Source organism: Acetivibrio cellulolyticus CD2 (genome assembly GCF_000179595.2).
Lineage (GTDB): Bacteria > Bacillota > Clostridia > Acetivibrionales > Acetivibrionaceae > Acetivibrio > Acetivibrio cellulolyticus.
The window spans coordinates 623,079-646,041 of sequence record NZ_JH556658.1; the positions used below are offsets into that span (position 1 = coordinate 623,079).

A 22,963-nucleotide genomic window follows, 5' to 3' on the forward strand; every position below is an offset into this window, starting at 1 on the left:
TGTAATTTCATCAACAAGGTTCTGGTTTTTCAGTCAAATCACTAACATATATCCCTCTTAAGTTATCAAAGTCCATTTTACATCTCTTCTAACTTTTTACATCTGATTTTTTAAGTCATTTTGCAAATGCCTATAATTATTTTTACTAAAAAAACAAACTAAGGATCTTTAAATACAGTGCTCTTTAATATCAAAAATGGTTGGCTTTTCTACTACAAACATATATCTTTTGTCAGAAGCTCCGAATTCAAGATAATTCATACGAGCCTGACTGAGTGAAACTTCATTGGCACCGCCATCATAGTTGGGATTTGTAAACTGATCAATATCATTCTGCCAATAACATATTTTGCATATTTCCTCATCATCCCAGTCATTTGCAAAAGTTTGATACCCACAGCAGGGACATGTGTGTTTTTTGCTCACAGATTCCTCCCGTAAATAATTGCGCCGTGGTTTGGGTATCAAAAATCTAAATACAGATAAACCGGCACATGTTATACTGGAAAGTACTTTGCTATTTATATTAATTTTTCCGCTCTCAATAAAATAGGACATTCCTGCAAGTTTAGAAATATGTTTGATATAAAAGCACCCTATTGGAAAAAACACGAAATACATTGCTTTAAACAATTGCGATTGCGCCATTCTTTTGCTTAAGGATTCACTGTCTTTTTCATAGTACAAATTAATGATATTGAAATAACCTGTTACTGCTTCTCCTAAACTTGTTCTCAAGAATAATTTCTTAATCCTGTTTTTTAAATTAAGATCTGAAGGAATAAAATCCTTCCAGGGACTTAATGCCGCGTACTTTAGGTATTCCTTCTTCATCGGATGGAGATTCATATAATGCCACGGCTTCGAAGGTTCGGAATAGTGAATAATTGCAGGGTTATGAACAGCTTCCAGCAAATCATCCCGTATTACCCATTTTTTCTTATAAAACAACTGCAAAGTAGCCACCTGATTCCATTTAGGATGTAAGAGCTTCCACTTGTCGCATAAAACAGCATTCAAGGCATCTTGATCGGGAAACTTTATCTCGTTTCGATGGGTTAAAAGGTAATCGCTGGTTTGACCCGGTATGTTGTGATTACGCCACATAGTCATATTAATCACCATGACTCCGGCATTAAAATACTTTGATTTGCGCTTTATACCAAGACTTCTTTTATGTTGAGTCCCAAATAATCCGTCATTTTCTATACCCACATCCTCACCAGCTGCCGCGTAATACCCTGAAACATCCGTTTCCCAAAGTTCTGCAATATCACCTTTTATAATCATGTCACAGTCAAGAAAAATAATTTTTTCTACTGAAGGATCAAAAAGTTCTGTTACAAAAATTCTGAAAAACGTTACCTGCCCAAAATAGGACATCACCTTAAACGATTGATACCGCTCGGGATTAAGATGCAAAAAGTGCATTTTCAAGCCGTATTTTCCGACAATGGATGCTAAGATTTCTTTATTTTTATCTGTCAGACCTCCATCAATCACAAAAAACTCCAGACTCTCCCGTGAATCCGTATTCATTAAGAGTGATGTCAACATAATTCCAAGGTGCTGAACATATCTATCATCAGATGCTGAAACAATTTTAATAGTTTCCATTTATAAGTTCTCCCCCTAAGCGCAAGTATACAATTCTTATGTCCCTTTATTTTTAAAATGAACAAAGTCTAATATTTTGCAATCTCCCTTATATCGCTACTTTCTAATCTTGGCTTTCATCGGCAATGCTTATAAGTATTTCATATATCTCCTTAAGTACAGACCATTCTCTTTTCTTTGCCGAATTAATGGCTTGGATCAAATTTTCTATTTCGACCTTAAGCTTTAACTTAGATTTTTCAATTCGCTCCTGTGAAATATTGTACTGCAAGTCAAAAAACTTAAGACGAATGTTGTTAAACTCCTCAACTACCTTCAGATACTCTTCATACTTTTCAAGAAGAATATCATGAAGTTCAAACCGGTTCATGATAAAATTCAACCTGGTAGCAATGCCTTTCTTATGCTCTGAGAGCATATGCACAGCCCTATAGTCAGTTAAAAACTTACCTTCAACAAATCCATGAAGGGCTCGAATAACAACATCATGCACAGCAAAACCATAATTAATGCGCTCTTTTGACATCTTCCAGTAGTAAACTATGGAGTCGTCGCCCTTTGAATACAAGTAATTTTTTATATCATGTGCAAATCTTTTAAGCCTGAAAGGATGTTCACATTCAAACCTGTTCATATAAAAGATCTGGACTGCTGACTCATATGCCCACGATGATGCCGGTTCATTATAATGTTCTTTTCCCTTCTCATAGGCCTTGCTTACCGAATCATAACTGAAAATATGCTTGTTAAGAACACCTCCTATGTCATACTCGATTACATTAAACTGCCTTTCAATGTTGTTGTAGCCGTAAACAAGGGTATGATGGAGGTAATGAGTTTTTTTGTACCGTGCCTTTCCCGGAATATAATACTCATCAATTGCTACATGGAGATAATAGCCGCGGCTTATTTTGTCAGTGATAAATCCTATAATATCGGTTTCTTTTTCCAAAAGAGGTGCTCCCAATGAAATTTCGTTTATGACATCCCGATATGGAGCCCAAGTCTCAAGATACTCAAGCGTAATATAGTCATTGTTGTCAATAACGGAAAATATATTTGTATAGTGCTGAAAATACCATGTATGTAATTTTGGATCAGTAAGGATCATACATAGAGGCAGTGCACGATGACCATTTAATGTTACTTCCCTTTGAAGCTCAATTTTAAGTTCCTTAACATGCTCTTCATTTTTTACATACATCGAGGAAGGATGCCAACAGTTCTCTGTTTTATAGACCTCCTGCTTTTCCTCTTCAGGTATTATGGGAGTGACAACTTCCAAATCAACTGCACTTGTGTTTTCAATAATCTCTGCAATTGTTTTATATCTGAAAATGTCGGCAATAGATATTTCAAGGCCTTTTAGTTTTGCCTCATTGGCAGCTTTAAGAGCTTTTAAGGAATCTCCCCCTAACAGGAAAAACTCGTCATAGACTCCTACCTTATCTACCTCAAGAAGGTTACTCCAAATCTCTGCTAAATCCCATTCTCTTTTGTTTCTTGGCGCCACATATTCGGCTCCTAAGTCAATAGTATCATTAAACTTCAAAAGTGCCTGCCTATCAACCTTTCCGTTTTTCATAAGAGGCATCTTCGGAAGGGAGATAAACCTTGAAGGTATCATGAAATCCGGCAATCCCTTTTGGAGATAACCTCTAATATCAGCTACATTAACCTCTTCTTCTGTCGCAATGTATGCACACAAATATTTTTCGCCATTGCGGTCTTTTTTTACAATTACTATTGCCTCTTTTACCAAGGGGTGTTTTAATAGCTGGGTTTCAATCTCACCGAGTTCAATTCTGTAGCCCCTTACCTTAACCTGGTCATCTGCCCTTCCCAAAAACTCAATATTACCGTCAGGCAATCTCCTGGCAAGGTCTCCTGTTCTGTACATCCTACTGCCCACCACATATGGGTCGTCCAAAAATTTCTCTGCTGTAAGGTCGGGCAGGTTTATGTATCCTCTTCCTGTCCCAGCACCTGTTATATATATTTCCCCGGGAATTCCTGCCGGCTGCATCCTGCCATTTTTACCCAGTATGTATATACCTACATTTGATATAGGTTTGCCAATCGGTGGTATATCAGGTATCACATCTTCAGGCCCCATAGTGTAGGTTGTTACAACGTGAGTTTCAGAAGGACCATAATGGTTGTGGAGATAAACCCCGTTTGACTTCATGAAGCTTTTAAGCTCACCATTCACAATCAATTGTTCTCCCGCAGTGATGATATGCTCAATTGATCTAGGGAGCATTTCAACATATTTCTTTTCATTAAGTATAAACTTTAAAAAGGCTGTAGGTAAAAATATCACCTTTATATCTCTTTCTTCAATAAACTTAAACAGTTTTTCTGCATCTTTCTTTTCTTCTTCTCCTGCTATTATAAGCTCTCCGCCCGAAAGCAACGCTCCGAATATCTCCTGGTAACATACATCAAAACTTACAGTCGCAAACTGCAGCACTTTTTTACTAAAATCAATATTCGTTTTGCTGTATTGGAAATCCATGAGGTTTGCCATGTTCCTGTGTTCTATCATTACTCCCTTTGGTTTTCCTGTAGTACCTGAAGTGTAAATTATATAAAGCAGATCCTTTGGATTATTCAGATTTTCAGGATTACTAGAAGACCCTGTAAAGATATCAGCATTTTCAAGGTTTAGAATTTGACCATTAAAATCAACACCCTCCTTTAAAATACCCTGGGTCAATAAAATCCCGGTTCCGCTATCCTCTAACATATATTGTATACGTTCTTCCGGGTATTCCGGATCAATTGGAAGAATGTATCCTCCAGCCTTCAATACCGCCAAAACCGCTGTTACAAACTCAAAAGACCTTTTTGCAATAATTCCGGCAGGCTGACCCGGGTTCAAACCTTTTTCCCTTAAAAACCATGCCAATCGATTTGCTTTTTCATTGAGTTCTAAATAAGTATATTTTTTATTATCATATTCCAAAGCTGTCTTATCCGGCGTTTTAATAACCTGTTCTTCAAACATTTCATGAATTGTCTTATATCTCTCCCCATTTCCAGCTATATTGACATTGCTAACGACAGCTTCCTTTTCACTTGATGAGAGCAGATCTATATCCTTAATCTTTGCACCGGAATCGGATGCAACTGCATCAAGTATCCTAATAAAATACTGTGTCATTTGTTCTATTGTTTCACGTTTAAAAAGGCTTGTAGCATATTCAAGGGTAAATTCAATCCTGTCTTCTACTTCCATAGCTTCAAGTAAAAGGTCAAACTTTGCAGTCTTGCGCTCCATTGAAAATGGCTTAAACTTAAGTCCATTTATCTCACGGCCTTTGAAATCTGCATTTTGCATTGTAAGCATAGCACTAAAAAGCGGATTTCTGCTTAAATCTCTTTCCAGGTTTAATCTGCTGACAAGTTCTTCAAACTGATAATCCTGGTTTTCGTATGCTTCAAGGGCATTTTCCTTTACCTCATCCATGAATTGAGCAATTGTTTTATCTCCCGATGGTTTGTTTCTGATTGCAAGTGTATTTACAAACATTCCTATTATGTTCTGCAAATCGGCGTGATGTCTTCCAGCTATAGTTGAGCCTATTACAATATCATCCTGACCCGAATACATAGACAAAAGAATACTATACGCAGCCAGCAGCTCCATAAATACAGTCTTGCCGCTTCCTGCAGCCTTTTTCAGCTTTGCCAGAAGTTCAGGTCCGACTTCAAAACTCACTGCAGCTCCCTCAAAATTCTGAATTGCAGGTCTTTGATAGTCCAATGGAAGATTTAAAACCGGGATTTCGCCAGAATACTTTTCAAGCCAGTATTCTTCCTGCTTTTTCAATTCTCCGTTCTTAATAATCCTATTCTGCCACTCGGAAAAATCTCTGTATCTTAAGCTGACATCTGCTAAAGCCTCACCATTATAAAGACTTATAAACTCGTTGATCAAAATCCCCATGGAAGTTCCATCCGAAATGATATGGTGCATATCAAACATAAATACATGCTTTTGGCTATTGATTCTCATTACTCCGACTCTTAACAACGGTGCTTTACTCAAATCAAACGGTCTTAAAAATTTAAAAATTTCAGTTTCAACATCACACTCAAGTCCTTCAATATAGCTTATTGGTATATCAACGTTTCCTACTATTCTCTGCACCGGCTCCCCATCCACAATTTCAAACTGTGTTCTGAACGCTTCGTGCCGTGCCGCCAATTTCATTATTACAGATTCGAAATGGTTCTTGTCAAAGTCTCCTTCAATAACTAAAACACCGGGTATATTATATACAGCCTTTGAATTGTCAATCCTGTCTATTATATAAATTCTTCGTTGTGCCGAAGAAACAGGATAGAACTCCCTCTTTTCGGAAGGTTTTATTGTTTTATGCCTACTTTCAGAGGCATTGTCTATGTATGCGGAAAGTTCCCTGATCGTAGGTGTTCTGAAAAATTCAACAAGCGGCAATTCCACATTAAAAACCTTATTAACCCTTGAAGTAACTGCAGTAGCTTTCAGCGAATGCCCTCCCAATTCAAAAAAGTTATCCTCAACGCTTATCTGATCCATCTCAAGAACATCTCTCCAAATAGCTGAAAGTTTTTCCTCCGTTTCGGTTTCAGCAGGTAAGTAACCCTTGCCTGTACAAATATTTTCACCCGGTTCCGGAAGAGCTTTTCTATCAATTTTTCCGTTTGAATTGAGCGGAATTTTTTCTATGCCTACAAAGTAAGTAGGTATCATATACTCCGGAAGTTCAGCAGACAGGAAACTTCTCATTTCTGCGACAGTGCATTCTTTTTCCCATACAATATAGGCACAAAGGTACTTATTCCCGGAAGAATCGGTCTTATCAACTACAACAGCGTCCTTAACCAACTCGTGACAAAGCAGCTTGTTTTCAATCTCACCAAGTTCTACTCTGTATCCTCTTATTTTTACCTGGTAGTCCATCCTTCCTAAAAACTCAATATTCCCATCAGGTAAGAACCTGCCTAAATCACCTGTCCTGTACATCATTGGAGACTCGATCATATTACCTTTATAGAATGGATCAGGAACAAATCTTTCATTTGTCAGATCAGGTCTATTTATATATCCCCTCGCTACACCCACTCCTCCTATATATAGTTCTCCAGCTACACCTTTAGGCAATGGCTTACGTTCATTATCCAGTATGTAAAAAGTATTGTTGTCCATAGGCTTTCCATAAGGAATACTCTTCATAGAGCCTTCATTTCCCTTAACAGGATAATATATTGACCATATCGTACCTTCAGTAGCACCACCTAATGAAATCACGCGGGCATTTGGAAAGAAATTTACAAGTTTATCAGGAAGCTGTACAGGTATCCAATCCCCACTCATAAATACAAGTCTCAAATTTTCCTGGAGGTATGCGTTGTCCTTATCCTCAAGAGTAGATACAAGATAATTCATTGTGGATGGAACTGAATCCCAGAAGGTTATTTTGTGCTTTAAAAGCAGCATTTTTAGCTCATCAGGCTCCTGAACCTGTTCCTTCTTAGCAATTACCACCTTGCCTCCTGCGGCTAATATCCCAAATATATCGTAAACAGATAAATCAAAACACATTGAAGTAATAAATAAAAAAGAGTCTTTTTTGCTTACATTAAATTCTCTATTTACCCATGATATAAGGTTTACTGCACTATGATGTTCTATCATTACTCCTTTTGGCATTCCTGTGGAACCTGAAGTATAAATTACATAGGCAAGATCTCTGGAATCTTTCTTTATATCAAGGTTTTCATTCGAGTAAGCTTCTACTTCATCACTGCTGATTTTTATAATATTTAAGCTATCTATCTCATAATCACAATCTACCAAAACAGCAGACACATTTGAGTTTCTGAGAATATACTCCTGCCTTGCAGCAGGGTATGCAGGGTCAATAGGAACATAAGCTCCTCCGCATTTTAATATAGCAAACATTCCCACAATCATTTCAAAGTCACGCTGTACCACTAAACCTACCAAATCTCCATTCTTAACTCCTTTATCTATCAGGTACCTGGCCAACCTGTTTGCTTTCTCATTCAATTCCCTGTACGTCATTTGCCTGTCATCTACCACCACAGCAATATTACCGGAGTTCTTCACAACCTGCTCTTCAAACAAGCTATACATAGTTTTTTCCTTTGCATAAGGCAACTCAGTATTATTAAAATCGTATACCATTTCCTTTAGCTGCAAAGGATTTATTACATCCTCCAAACTCAACTCATCACAGTCTTGGTTTGCAAACACCTCAAGTATACGCACATATAAATCAGCAGCCGTCTCAATTTCTTCTGGGTAGAAGTATTTCATCGAATACTTTATTTGCATTGAGAATGCATCCAGTATTTTTGAAATCTCCAGATCAAAAAAAGTAGTTGTCATTTCATTTGTAAAAGTCTTGATACCGCTGTCAGCCTGCTCAACGCCCCCAATATCTGGCACACTTTTTAACACATGTAAATCGATAAAATTAAAGAGGGTATCGAATATAGGATTGCCATTAACTCCACTTTCTCCTATAATATCAGCAATATCTGACAGAAAAAGTTCAGTAGATTTTATTTTACAATAGCTGTCCCTAACTCTTTCTATAAGTTCAAGTTTTCCAATCCTGTTTTCCGTTGAAACCCTGATAGGTATTGTGTTTGGAAAGCATCCCAAAATATTTTCGCTGTCTTCCATAACATGCCTGTCGTGGGTTACAACTCCGGTTACAACATCCGTTTCTGTAGATAGTATCCCCAAAAGGTATATATGCGCAGCCAAACATATGTCTTTCAATGTACATTGATAGGTCTTTGCCTCCTCCTCAAGTGAATTTAAAAGGCTTCCGGCAAGATTCATCTTTAAAACTGCGCTTCCGGTTTTATTGCTTACTTTATTATTGGATATGTTAAAGGGTAGTTTATTTCTTGAATATCCTTCAAACAAACCCTTTAATGTTTGTTCCTTATCATACTGAGTTTTAGTATTGTTATACTCAAAAACCCTCTTATTAAAATCACTTTTTGAAACCAGCTTTGAAGGATCTAGATATGCCTCCTTACCATAAGCGAATTCTTTTAATATATCAATGTACAATGAAAATGCGATTTCAATATCTTCGTCATAAAAATAATTGGGTGAATATTTTATTTGCATGTAAAATGTATCAAGGGTATTTGAAATTTCCAAATCCAAAAGAGTATTAGTCATTTCATTCGATGATATTTGAGGCATATTCTCCAAATCATAAAGATTTTCATTATCATCTATGCTTTTAAGTACATGGAAGTCTGTAAAATTAAATAATGTTTCAAAAATAGGATTACCACTTCTGTCGTTATCTTTTATAATGCTTGCAATATCTCCCAAAAACAGTTCATTTGCTTTTGCAATTCTATATGAGTCTTTAACTATATTTAAAAGCTCGATTTTACCAATATTTTCTTTTAGCTTGATCCGTAATGGTATTGTATTTAAAAAGCACCCCAAGACTTTTTCACTGTCATAAATCGCAGGTCTCTCATGTGTTACAACCCCGGAAATTATATCAGTGTCTGTTGAAGTTATCCCTAGAAGATAGAAATGCGCGCAAGTACACAGATCCTTTACAGTACATTCAAAATCTTTTGCTTTGGCTTTAAGGGCAATAAACAGATTATTATCTAAAACACCCTTCTTAATTTTAATCCCCTTAACATTGTTGATTTTTTTGCTTGAAATATTAAAAGGAAGTTTAGTTTTTTTATAACCGCACAAAGTATCTTTCCAATAGCTCCTAACCTCATTTGAAACTTTTTTACTTAAGCTTAATGATACATAATCCTTGTATGTAGCTTTTATGTCCGGCAAGACAATTTTTTCACCATTTACAATGCATTTTATCAGGTAAAAAAGTTCAGTTGTAAGGCTTGCTACGCTCCAGCCATCTAATATCGCATGTTGAAATGAAAAAATGATACAATATTTGTCGTCACCAAGATTAAATAATGCCATCCTCCACAAAGGATCGTTATTAAAGCTGAACCTTTTTAATAAATCATGTTCCATATATTCATATATTTCTTTTTGCTGCATTTCTATTTCATGAGCTGTTAAATCTATCACATTTATACGTGGTAGAAAACCACTATTTGACTTATGTACAACTTGAACAGGCTCTATAAATTCATCAGCTATAAAGCTCGTCCTTAGAATAGGATGTCTATTAATTAAGATATTCATAGCTTCATTTAAAATATTTCCATTAAAGTTTTCAAGCTTTATGAAATACGGAAACTGGTCATGATAAATTGGTTCGTCGGGCCTGATTTTAGTGAAGAATACCATACCTTTCTGAATAGCGCTTAATGGATAAAAATCCTCAAAGTCAGTTGGTAATTTTATTTTGGCAGCATCATCTTTTAGTATTACATTTTTTATTTTTTCAATCTCGTCATTGCCGTCTTTTAATAACTTTTGCAACCCATCAAAATCTTTATTTAAAAGTGAGTCTGATAATCCTTTTATAGTGGGATTTAAATATATATCTCTTACTTGTATATTTGTATTTAGTTCTCTATTTATCTTGCTTACAAGAGAAATTGCTTTCATAGAATCCCCGCCGCTATTAAAGAAGTTACTATTTATACCTACTTTTTTGATATTCAAAAGGTTTTCAAAAATTGATACCAAAGCTTTGTCAATATTATTTCTGCAAGGCTCAATCTCAACAGAGTCTAGTTGCTCATCTGGCAGTGGAAGATTTCTTTTATCTATCTTATTGTTTTTATTCATAGGCAGCTTTGAAAGCTTCATAAAATAAGAAGGTATCATGTAGGAAGGAAGCTTGTTGCCAAGTACCAACTTTAATCCTGAGATATCAAAATCTTCTTGTACAACTATATATGCAACAATAGAACTATCACCATTTTTGTCTTTCTTTAGATCAGTAGTAGCTTCCTTTATCCCATTAATGCTTAATAATGCGGCTTCAATTTCACCAAGCTCAACCCTATGTCCTCTTATTTTAATCTGTCCATCGATCCTTCCAAAGTACTCCATTTCTCCATTTGGAAGCAAACGCGCATGATCACCTGATAGATATAAGCGTTCATTCTTTTTATAAGGGTTTTCAATAAATTTTGTTGCAGTCAGTTCGGGGTTATTCAAGTATCCTCTTCCCACACCATCTCCACCTACACATAATTCACCTACTGCTCCTATTGGCAAAAGTCTTTGTTTTGCATCCATGATATATGTAGTCAAAGTTAGAATCGGCTTACCAATATTACTTATATTTTTTTGTATTTCCAAATCTGTTATCTCTTTATAAGTTACATGCACCGTAGTCTCAGTAATACCATACATATTTATAAATTTAGTACTCGGGCATCTATTTTTCCATTCCTTTAAAATAGCAGGTTTTAACGCTTCTCCACCAAAAACGACATATCTTAAAGCAAGACCTAACTCTTTAGTTTCAAACGCTATAGCCGTACTAAGTCCCATAAACGCTGTAGGTGTTTGATTTAGAACTGTAACCTTCTGCTGTTTAAGGATTTCTAAAAATTCCAAAGGTTCTCTTGCGATGCTTTTTGGCACAATGACCAACTTTCCTCCATAAAGGAGTGCCCCATACATTTCCCAAACCGAAAAATCAAAACAGAAGGAATGAAACATTGTCCATACATCATCTTGTGTAAAATTAAAAAGATTTTTTTCATTGAATAAAAGTCTTATAAGATTTCTGTGTTCAATCATCGCAGCTTTAGGCTGTCCTGTAGTACCGGATGTATAAATTATATACGCTAAATCAGAGGGTGTATTTATATCCAAAATACTTTTATCATTAATATCTCTATCGTAATGTAACAAAGCTTTGTCCGATAAGTTAAACACAGTAATATTATCATTTAAATTACAAAGTAGATCCTCGTCCAAATAAGAAGAATCGTTTATTATAAGATATTTTGCTTTACTGTCATTGAGCATATATAAAACTCTTTCCCTTGGCAGATCAGGCTCTATTGGCAAGTATGCTCCTCCAGCTTTTAATACAGCCAGGAGGGATACAATCATTTCAATAGATTTGTCCATCATAACCCCAACAATATAATCCCTTGTAACTCCTCTTTCTCTCAATAATAAAGCCAATTGGGTTACCTTATCATTTAACTCAATATAAGTAATTTCCTCATCACCAAAACAAACGGCTGTATTATAAGGTGTTTTCTCTACCTGTCTTTCAAATATTTTGCTTATGGTCATATCAGAAGGATAGCTTGCCATAGTATCGTTAAACGTATACAATTGCTCATAAATCTCTTCTTTATCAAGTATTTCTATTTCTTTTAATAATACACTTGGATTTTTTGTAACTATCCCTAAAACCCTGTTGAGATGTTTGCAAATCTTTTCTACCATCCATGTAGGATACTTATTACCATCATAATTTATGCAAAGCTCTATATTTGACTCCTCAATATCAAAAGTGAAAACCATATCAGAGTGTATCTCTTTTAATATTTCACTATTGTGAATCTGCCTAAGTAGTATCATTGTTGGGACATATGCTATATCGACTTTATCCTCGTTGAGGATTTCAAGTGCTTTGCAAATGGGAAAATTCGAGTTGCTATCTGCTTCCCTAACTGTATTTCTTATCTCAAGTAAAAACTCTTTGAAGCTTTTGTCTTCATCAACAAAAGATCTTAATATCAGCACATTCAAAAATTCTTCGTCATCTTCTTCACCTTTAAGGCAAGGCATTCCCAAAAGTATATCCTCACAAGAATTATATCTTGCTAAAATATAGTTTATGGTAGAGAGTAAAATAACATACACAGCATATCCTTGCCCATTACCCATCCTTAATACACTTTCGGATATTTCATTATCAATTTTATAAAGCAAAATACTATTAGTTTTCTCAAAGGATTCATCAGTCTTTGTTTCTTTCGGAAATGAACTTAGTTCTAAACCTTTTGATAATTTTTCACTCCAATATTTGCTTTCATTTAACAATTCCTTGCTGTTTAAATTGATATTATTCATACATTTCTCTCCTTAGAAAACGAATTCAATTTCTTCTTTTATGACTTTTTCGCGTTTCTTATATCCGTTAGTTACTTCCATCTCATTTATTTTAATTTTTTTGCCATCTGACACAGTCTTTAGTAGTAAAAGATAATCTTTTGCCATCATAGATATGGTTTCTAACTTAAAGAGATCTGTTGTAAACTCAAAGTTTAAATTAAGTTTTTGCTCATGTTCTTCAGCTTGCAAGGTTAAGTCAAACTTTGAGATGTTGTTTTTCAGTTTATATGGTATAAACTTTAGATCATTTATCTCTTCTTCGTTTGTGTAATTGTTTTGAAGAACAAATGCAACATCAAACAATGGATTCCTTCCAAAATCCTTTGGTATATCAAGCTTTTCTACAATATCCTCAAACTGATAATCCTGATTTTCAAAGGCTTTTAATGTCGTCTCTTTGACTTCCTCCAGATACTCATTAAAGAATATTGAATCCTTTGGATAACTTCTAATTGCAAGAGTATTTACAAACATTCCGATAACATTTTGAAGGTCTGGATGTGTTCTTCCACCCGATGGTGTACCTATAATTATTTCTTCCTGTCCTGAATACTTTGATAACAATACACCAAAAACCGAAAGCAATACCATAAATAAAGTTGATCCTGAGTCCTTTGCTATTGTTTTTATACTGTCCAATATTTCTTTTGGCACTTCAAAGCTAAAATTATCGCCCTCAAAACTTTTTATAGGTGGTCTTTTATAGTCATACTTTAACTCAAGAACCGGAATCTTTCCTTTAAAGGCTTCAATCCAATATTTTTCCTGTTGCTTAAGCGTCGATGACTTTTGATGCTGAACTTGCCACAGGCAATAATCTTTATATTGCAGCTTCAGTTCTGGAAGGCTATAACCTTTGTACATGGTAATAAATTCCTTCACTAATATGTTTATTGAAATTCCATCTGAAATAATATGTGGCATGTCACAAATAAGAATATGCTTATTTTCAGAAACCCTTAAAACATTTACTCTAAGAAGTGCATCATTCTTTAAATCAAAGGGAAGAATCAATTTCCTGATAATAGTCTGTATATCATCTTCCAAGTTCTCTATAAAGTTTATCTTAAAGTCAAAGTCCTTATGTATCCTTTGCATTGGCATATCATCTACTATTTCAAATGATGTTCTTAAGGACTCATGCCTTCTGATTAATTCATTGAATACTGTTTCTAATAGATTAAGATCCAGTTCCCCTTCTATTTCAAGTGTTACAGGTTGATTATATACAGTGCTGCTGCTATCAATCTGGTTTAAAAGGTACATACGTTTTTGTGCTTTTGACAATGGATAGTAACTGACTTCAACAGCTTTGTCTATCTTTTTGTAGTACGTCATATCCAAGCCTTCAATATAATTAGCTAATGCTTCTATAGTTGGCATATCAAATATGTCTGTAAGCGTTAAGCCTTTATTAAATTCTTTAAATACTCTTGAAACAAGACTTGTAGCCTTTAAAGAATCTCCACCAACATCAAAGAAATTATCGTTTATACCTATGTTTTTAATTCTCAAAATTTCTTGACAAATCCTTGAAAGCTTTTTTTGGGTATCTGTAACTGGCGCATCATATTTCACAATATTATCTTTATTTGTATCAGTTTTTATTACTTCTGCTGAACCTGAAATGTTGTCTAAGAAGGCTATGTTTTCTTGGTTTCCTGAAATAAAATTCAGCTTTCTTCTTTCTTCAAAGAATCTCTCTTCCAGATTTGTAAATAACGAAATATCACCAAGTTTTAAATCGGGCTTAAATAAAACCTTATCCAAAAGCATTTCAAAATGTTTTAAAAAGCTTTGCATGGTTACTTTTCTAAAAAGATCTGTATTGTATTGCAATGTAAAGCAAATTTCCTCATCATCATTGAAATATGCATCTACCTTAAAGTCCAGTAGTGCACCTTTTTGATCAATCTTGTATTCACAGAAAACAAGATCCTCTATTTGTATTTTTTCATTTTTATCAAACTGATTATGCAATATGAAAGCTGTATCAAACAAAGGATTTCTGGAACTGTCCAGTTGATACGACAACTTTTCCAATAATTTATCAAACGGATAATCCTGGTTATCATAAGCTTTCATAACCACATCACTGGCAAAACTCAAATACTCATTAAACGTGCTATCTTTAGCTACACTGAATTTAATTGGAATATAATTTATAAAAACACCGATTAGATTTTCTAAATCCATATGATTTCTGCCAGCTGTTAAAGAGCTTATTACTATATCATTTTGAGCTGTATATTTTGAAAGAAGCAAAGAGTAACATGATAACAGAACTGCATTTGGGGTCGTTTTATGGTTTAGCGCCACTTCCTTTACTTTATCAGCAAGCCTTTTTTCAATAACAAGCTCTATATTTTCGCCTTGACAAGTCCTTTTATGTGGACGTCTATAGTCTAACGGCATATTTAATGGCATTACTTTTTCTTTGAATGTATCCAGCCAATATTTTTCCTGTTCACCCATATGCTTTTCAATAAGCTCGTTATGCCAGAGTGCATAATCTTTATATTGTATTCTTAGGTTTGCAAGATCTTTTGACATATAATTATCTATAAACTCATTCAGGAGTATTTTATAAGACACACCATCTGCTATTATGTGATGAATATCAAAAAATAATATATATTTTTCATCGTCTACTTTTACAAGACATACTCTAAATATAGGAGCTTTTTTCAAATCAAAAGGCTTAATCAAACTACTAAGAAGTACATCTATATTTTCTTCTTTTTTAGGCTCTATCTCTTCAATTGAAAATTCCACATTATCTAATATTTTTTGTACAGGCTTACCATCTACAAAATAGAATTCAGTTCTTAAAACATCATGTCTATTAATTATTTTTTTAAACGCTTCTTCAAATTGCACCTTATCTACTTTACCGCTGATGCTAAGTGCAAAAGCCATGTTATAAGCAGTATCTTGTGGATTTATTTGATTTAATAAGAAAATCCGTTTTTGTGATGATGAAACAGGATAATATTCTCTTTTAGCTGTAGGTTCTATTTTGTAATAGTTGCTCTTCATAGCATCTTGCAGGCATCTTGAGAAAAGTCTTATGGTTGGCATTTTAAAAATATCTGAAAGTAAAATATCTACATCAAATTCCTTGTTAATTCTCGAAATCAAAGTGGTAGCTTTTAACGAATGTCCTCCTAATGCAAAGAAACTATCATTTACACCCACTTTGTCTATGCCAAGAACCTGCTGCCAAAGCTTAGCCAGTCTTTCTTCTATTTCATTTATTGGTGCTTCATAGTTTGTTCTTATTACTTTTTCTTCATCAACCATATATACCGGAATACTCATAAGTTTCTTTGCAGAGTGGTTATGAAGAGCTAGCAAATAGTTATTGTGCAGTAAATCAGTATTACTTGTATCTACGTCCCATATGCTTTCATAAGCCTCATTTTTCACTTTACCAGCTTCTAAATACAAATTGTATAAATGGGCTCCTTTTTTCTCATAAAACAAATGTTCATTTGATGAATTATCCTGAGGAACAATAAGTTCAATTTTCCCAGAACCCTTCATACAAAGCTTTATAACCCGAGTTTTTCCAGCGGCATTTTTTTCATACTCAAAGTTCCCATTTGATAAATCATACTCTTTTGCATCTATCTTTTTATATATTTCACTTTCATGACCAGACGTGATATAACTTTCTTTTTGGGTATATCCCATATGATTTAAAAATTCCATGGCTTTTGAAATATTTTTAACAACTATTTGAGCAACACTTAACTTTTCATCATTATTAGTCATTTCAAAATAATCATCTCCCATTTCAAGGAGCTCTACCAATCCAAAATTACTGACATTTATAAAAGTTACTTTTTGATTATTAAAAAGAACTGCTTCCTCAGCTTCTTTTATAATCTCATAATTTATATTTTTAAGAGAAAGTTCACTTAAAAAGGTTTCTGCATTTTTTACTCTGTAGCACAAATGATATAAATTTGAATCACAATCTTCCAACATTCTATTTACAGGAGAGTATTGGTCATAAGGAGCTACAAGTTCTATATTGTCACATCCATCTCTTGTACATATCATAAGAGATGCATCTTGTATTGGATCATAAACATTTTCACCACAATAAAAGCCTTGAGCCTCATAGTATTTTTTTGCTTTTCCAATATCTCTTACAGCTATAGCAATATGATCTAAAGTATAAACTGTATCCTTCTTATTAATGTTATTTGTTACTTCTGGTCTTCTTTCGTAAAAACATGAAATATTATCATTAGGTTTAGGGATAGAATTTACCTCAAGAGCATAAATATGAGGATTTGAATTGTCACATTTTTTCCATCCTGACTTTTCCAAAAACTCAAGAAAAGGCGCATTCTTTTGCGTTGGATTAAACATAGCAACTACATTTTCTATTCCCATTTCTCTGCAATAATTTCCCATGAAATCTAAAATTACATTTTCAATTCCTCTTCCAAGTACTCTGCAGCTAAGTAAAAAAGTATCTATAAATAAATCTTTTTCGCCTTCTTTTGTAATAACAACTCCAACAAGCCCATAATCTCCAAACTTGTCCCAAACTTCAACCGCAAAGCATTTGATTTTAGGGTCTAAAAGTAGTGCTGTTATCTCTTCTTCAGATCTTCTTATAGTACTTAAGTTAAATTGGTTTGTTCTTTGTGTAAGCTGAGATACTCGCTTTAGCTGGTCCTCTTCCATAGGATTTATACTTACTTTAATCTCAAGTTTTTTTATAAAATCCTCTACAGATAAATCAACATTCTTTAGAGCCTGTCTACTTTTTTCCGTCATATACATTTTACTTCTGTCACGATCTTCAGCAGTTATCTCTTCAATATCGAAAGCCCAAATATGATTTAAAAAAGCAGGTATTTGTGTGGTATCTTCCGGAAGTAAAATAGTGAGCACAGATGGACACTCTTTCATTACACTCTCGCATTCAAAAGGACTATCATCTATAAATATAAAGCTGTCTAATCCAAGATTTAATTCTTCTGAAAGTGATTTTATGTTTTTAGCTTTTGATTCCCAATTGATTCTTGTGCTTACAAAATGCTGCTTTTTTAGAACCATATCAGGATTATTTGAGAACACATCCAGGACATCCTGCTCATTGTTTTTACTGCAAATAGCAAGCAGCATTCCTTTTTCATATTTGTCCACCATGAATTTTTGAAGCTCAATATATTCCTGATGGATTTTTACACCGTTTTCTCCAGCTTCGCCGCAGATGCCCTTCCAAAGTGTATTATCACAATCTAAAACAACTACTTTAAAAGGCCTTCTATGCTTACTTAATATTTTTCTTGCTGTATAAGTTCCCATAGCAGCAAAATATTCATCTGTAAATGGTAAATGCCCTATTTTATCCTTATTTAAATCAAAAACATCAAAAATATCATATTCTTTATCCAGATTGGAATAATCAATTATTGTTACATTTTCATATTCCTGCACTTGAGTTTTCCATCTGATATTCAGATTTTTAATATAATCTATGACTTTAGTGCTTAGATCAAGGTGAGTCGATACTGAAAACAATCCAATATAGCAACTCATTTTATCAGTGCAGTTTCTCATAATTTCGATTAGATTTTGGTAATTCTCCTCAAGACACGCTATTTTTATATCATCACTTCCATTGAGATTTCTAATCCAATCCTCAAATCTTACCAATAGGACGTTAACCCCTTTATTGGTATACAAAAGACTTGCAGGGTCCAAAAGCTGTTGAAAAACTTGATTATATGGTGCAAATTTTATTTTGGTCTCAACTCCAAATTTACTGCACCACCATTTTAAATAATCTTCAATTGGTTCAGCTGTAAAGCTTGCACAAACAACCACATCCAAAGGAGCAGCCTTAAAGTTTAATTGTCTCTTTCTTTCAAGGTCATTTTTTTCTGATTCATCAAATAATTCAATTGCTTTTAAATGAATATCAAAATCAGATACCACGATATCTATTAACCTGTCAAAATCTTGTGCAAACTTGCTCATACTGCTTTCACAAAATAAACTTGTGTTATATTCCAAAACGCATGAAAGCTCACCATTTGGCACAGGATAAGCATCAATTTTAAAATCGAGTTTTGAAGTATTATATTGGAAGTCATAGCTTTTAAATTTCAACTCACCTACTTCAATGCCATCTACCGCCACATACTCATTTTCATTATGAAAAATCAGCATGGTATCAAAAATGGGATTCCTCGAAATATCTGGTTTTAAGCTTAGCAATTCAACCATTTTTTCAAATGGGTAGCTTTGATGTTCGTATGCAAGATATAAAGCTTCTTTCACATCGCGCACAAAATCTTCAAAAGATTTCTCTTCATCAAAGTTTATACAAATTGGCAGAAAATTAATGAAAACACCAATTATATTTGAAACATCTGCATGTTCTCTTCCCGATACCGTGGTCCCCAGTACAAGCTCATTCTGACCTGAATACTTATATAAAAGAAGAGAATATACAGCAAATACAAAAGTATTTAATGTTATTCCAATGTTCCTCGATAACATGTTTACCTTTTCCATTTTATCTTTGGATACACTAAATTTAATTTTTGATCCGGCAAAGGACCTTTCATTTTGGCGAGCTATATCCAATGGCATATTAAGTAATGGCAAATCTTTACCTAATATATTTCTCCAAAAGTCTTCATGACATTTTTCATTTTGAGTTAAGCTGTTTTGCCATACTACATAATCTTTGTAATGAATTTTTAAAGGCGATAAATTTTCTCCATTTAAAAGGCTGAGGAATTCCTTTATCATTATTCCCAGTGAAACCCCATCCCCAATAATATGATTCATATCAAGCATAAGAAGATGTCTTCTGTCGCTAAATTTAACAAGACTCACCCGAAACAACGGTGCTTTCTCTAATTGAAATGGATTAATAAAGCTCTTAATTATGTTGTCAGTATTCTCTTCATCCCCATCCATAAATCCCATTTCAAAATCTATATTATTGTGTATTTTCTGAACCAGCTCATCATTTACAGTAAGGAAGGCTGTTCTAAAAGCTTCATGCCTGTTTACAAGCATTTTAAAGTATGTTTCAAATTTTTCTCTGTCAATGATACCTTCAATAATCAAAGCTAATGGTATGTTGTAGCTCGTACTGCTTCCTTGAAGCTTTTCTAAAATATAAATTCTCTTTTGTGAAGATGACATAGGATAAAATTCATTTAATGGGGCGGATGGAATATTTACGAGGCCCTTATTATCTAAATTTTTATGAATATTATTATCTCTTTCTTTATTATTGCTTTCAGATATATATTTCGTAAGAGTTTCAACGGTATCGTAGTTCATGATATCTGTAACTTTTATTTTACATCCGATATATTTATTTATCTGATTTGCAATATTTATGGCAATTATTGAGTCGCCACCCATATCATAAAAACTCATTGTTACATCAATCTCATTATAGCCAAGTTCCTTGCCCCAAACATTTGCTATTTTAATCTCTTCCTCACTATAATCATTTTCCGGTCTTCCCATCAGTAAAACATCAAAAGCCTGTGTTAATTCTGCATCTACTTCCTTGCTTGTTTTATCCCCTATTGCTTCACGATTAACACAACCTGTATTTTTCTTTTTAATACCCACCGGAATATTAATAAAGCATTTCTTTTTGCTGAATGAATATGTGGGAATGCTCATTTTCCTTGGCCTTGAAGTATACAATAATGAAAAATCAATGATCTCTCCATTAACATAAGCTTTACAAATTTCATTAATCTCACCTGAAGAGTGAGTCTTTTGATTGCATAAATTATTTATTTCGCCATAATAAATTCCATCATCTATGTAGGTTTTCAAACCAAAACTTTTTATAAATTTCAGTTTTTCAATAAAATCAGCAACTTTTTTACCAATGACAGCCAATCTAAATTCATAATGCCCTCTGCCGGTATAAGCTGTGTAACACATATCATCAGTGCAAAGATTCAAATCACTTTCCATAAATGTCAAATACTCTTCTAGCAAACTCAATAATTCATCAGGCCCTTTAGCTGACAAGCAAAGTATTTTATCTGCATCACTGTCTATATTATCTGGTTTTACACAAGGTGCTTCTTCCAACACAATATGACAATTTGTACCACTCAAGCCAAACGCACTAACTCCAGCTCTTTTAGGCTGTTCGCCCTGCCAATCATTTAACTTATCATTTACATAAACAGGCGAATTTTCAAAGTCAATATTCCTGTTTGGAGTTTTAAAATGTAGTGATGGTGGGAGCTTTTTATTTTTTAATGCAAGTACTGTCTTGATTAACCCAACCATACCTGCTGCACTGTCTAAATGCCCAAGATTTGTCTTTACTGATCCTATGGCACAAAATTTCTTCTTATCGGTATATATTGAGAATGCCCTTTTGATCCCATCAATTTCAATGGGATCCCCAAGTCTTGTGCCAGTTCCATGAGCTTCAATATAGCTTATTGTGGCCGGATCAACTCCAGCATCCTTCCAGGCATCTATCAAAACCTCCGCTTGTGCAAGAGCATTTGGTGCTGTTATTCCGATAGAACTTCCATCTTGATTTACAGCACTTCCTTTTATAACAGCATATATATTATCCTTATCCTTTATCGCTTTTGATAATGGCTTTAATACTATAGCCATTATACCTTCACCCATGCATGTACCAGTTGAGCTATCATCAAAGGCTCTGCACATATAGTCATCTGACTCTATTCCAAGCATGTTATTGTCTTCTAACGGCATTAGGCTTAGCTTCCCGCTACCTGCTATGGCCATTTCACAATCTCCATTTCGCATTGCTCTGCACGCTGTATGGATAGCAACCAGTGAAGATGAACACGCAGTATCTACCAAAACACTAGGACCTTTTAAATCATAAACATACGAAACTCTTCCTGGAATAACAGATGCCATATTACCAGGTATAGCACTACCAGCAGAGGCCGGCTCTATATCCTGGATAAGCCTTTGATATCCAAGATCAGAGACAAAGCCAAAATAAACTCCTGTTTTACTCCCCTTCAAAGCTCCGTTGCCATATCCGGAATCTTCAATAGCTTTAGATGCTATTTCAAGAAATAATTTTTGGTTCGGATCAATTAAGGTTGCCTCTTTTGGAGAAATATTAAAGAAACCATAATCAAACTCATCAATTGTTTCGATATAAGATCCCCTTTTAAATTTTAAGGTATCAGTATCTTTTCCCATGAAGTCAAGATAGGCTTCTGCCATTTTTCTTCTATTCTCCGGAAGATCTGATATTAAGTCTTTCCCATCTTTGAGATTTTCCCAGAACTGATTTACACTGTCTGCCTTAGGCAGCTTTAAACCTATACCAATTATTGCTATGTCTTTAATACTTTGCTCTTTAATCTCAGTTATGTTCATTTCCCCAAGATCTTTTGAAAGCTCTTTAAGGCTTAGCATAAATCAGTTCCTCCTTTTCTTTTTCATTATCATCTTGATTTTTAATTCTGCTTCTAATATATAAGTATCTATAGGCGCCCAGAACTGCTAACAGAAGAACAATTACGCCTATATAAAGGTATGTATCATCAACCCTTTTAAGTTGAACCCAAAGCCCTGTCTTAATAGAAATTGCTATTACATAAATACTTGTCACTTGCAGTGTTATCGATGCAAGTATAGACCGCGCAAACACATAGGCTAATGTATATAACAAAGCTGCTATGGCTGCATATGCTCCAATTGCAATTCCCATTGTAAATACATTTATAAACCCATAAAGTAAGGCTGATACAATAATTGCCGGGTAAAGAGAAATGCTGTTTCTTATTTCATTAAATATAACTCCTCTAAATATCATTTCTTCCATTGCATACGTGACAGCAACCATTATTAGAAAAATAACAAAGTTGTTATAACCATAAACCTGGTAATTAAGAAATTGCTCAAAAATCGGTATGTTTTTTTCAACAAAGTTTGTGTTACAAAGTAAACATGTTATTGTACCCATTAAAATGCCTGCTATGGTAAGTAATATTAGATTTGATGAATCAAGCTTAGAGAAATTACAGGTTTTAATTATACTTTTCTTTCTTGCTTTTAGTATCAATTCATATATGGAAATGGTAATAACAAACGCAAGGAAAGAAATAATATCATAGTATTTTTGAGATATACTTTCAGGCAAAATACCACTAAACCAAAGTTTACCTATCCCATATGAAGGAATAAATACTGCTATAAGATATATAATAATATATATTGTTGTTTTTAAATGTTTTTTCATGG

General features: G+C 34.1%; 4 protein-coding genes. All 4 read right to left on the reverse strand.

All coding sequences use genetic code 11. From position 1 onward, the window contains the following. Positions 1 to 168: 168 nt before the first annotated feature. A complete protein-coding gene (locus ACECE_RS0218535; protein ID WP_010249949.1) occupies positions 169 to 1,617 on the reverse strand; it encodes a glycosyltransferase in 1,449 nt (482 codons plus the stop codon). A 103-nt stretch (positions 1,618 to 1,720) separates the two neighbouring features. Then, complete coding sequence (locus ACECE_RS29600) at positions 1,721 to 12,655, reverse strand: non-ribosomal peptide synthetase (protein ID WP_010249951.1); 10,935 nt, start codon at positions 12,653 to 12,655, stop codon at positions 1,721 to 1,723. Between the two features lie 12 nt (positions 12,656 to 12,667). Beyond that, entirely contained in the window at positions 12,668 to 22,135 is a 9,468-nt protein-coding gene (locus ACECE_RS28080; RefSeq protein WP_010249954.1) for an HAD-IIIC family phosphatase, read from the reverse strand. Then, the gene (locus ACECE_RS0218550) at positions 22,122 to 22,961 is read right to left on the reverse strand and encodes a type II CAAX endopeptidase family protein (RefSeq protein ID WP_010249956.1); all 840 of its coding nucleotides are present in this window, start codon (positions 22,959 to 22,961) and stop codon (positions 22,122 to 22,124) included. The genes ACECE_RS28080 and ACECE_RS0218550 overlap by 14 nt, the downstream gene beginning before the upstream one ends. Positions 22,962 to 22,963: the final 2 nt, after the last annotated feature.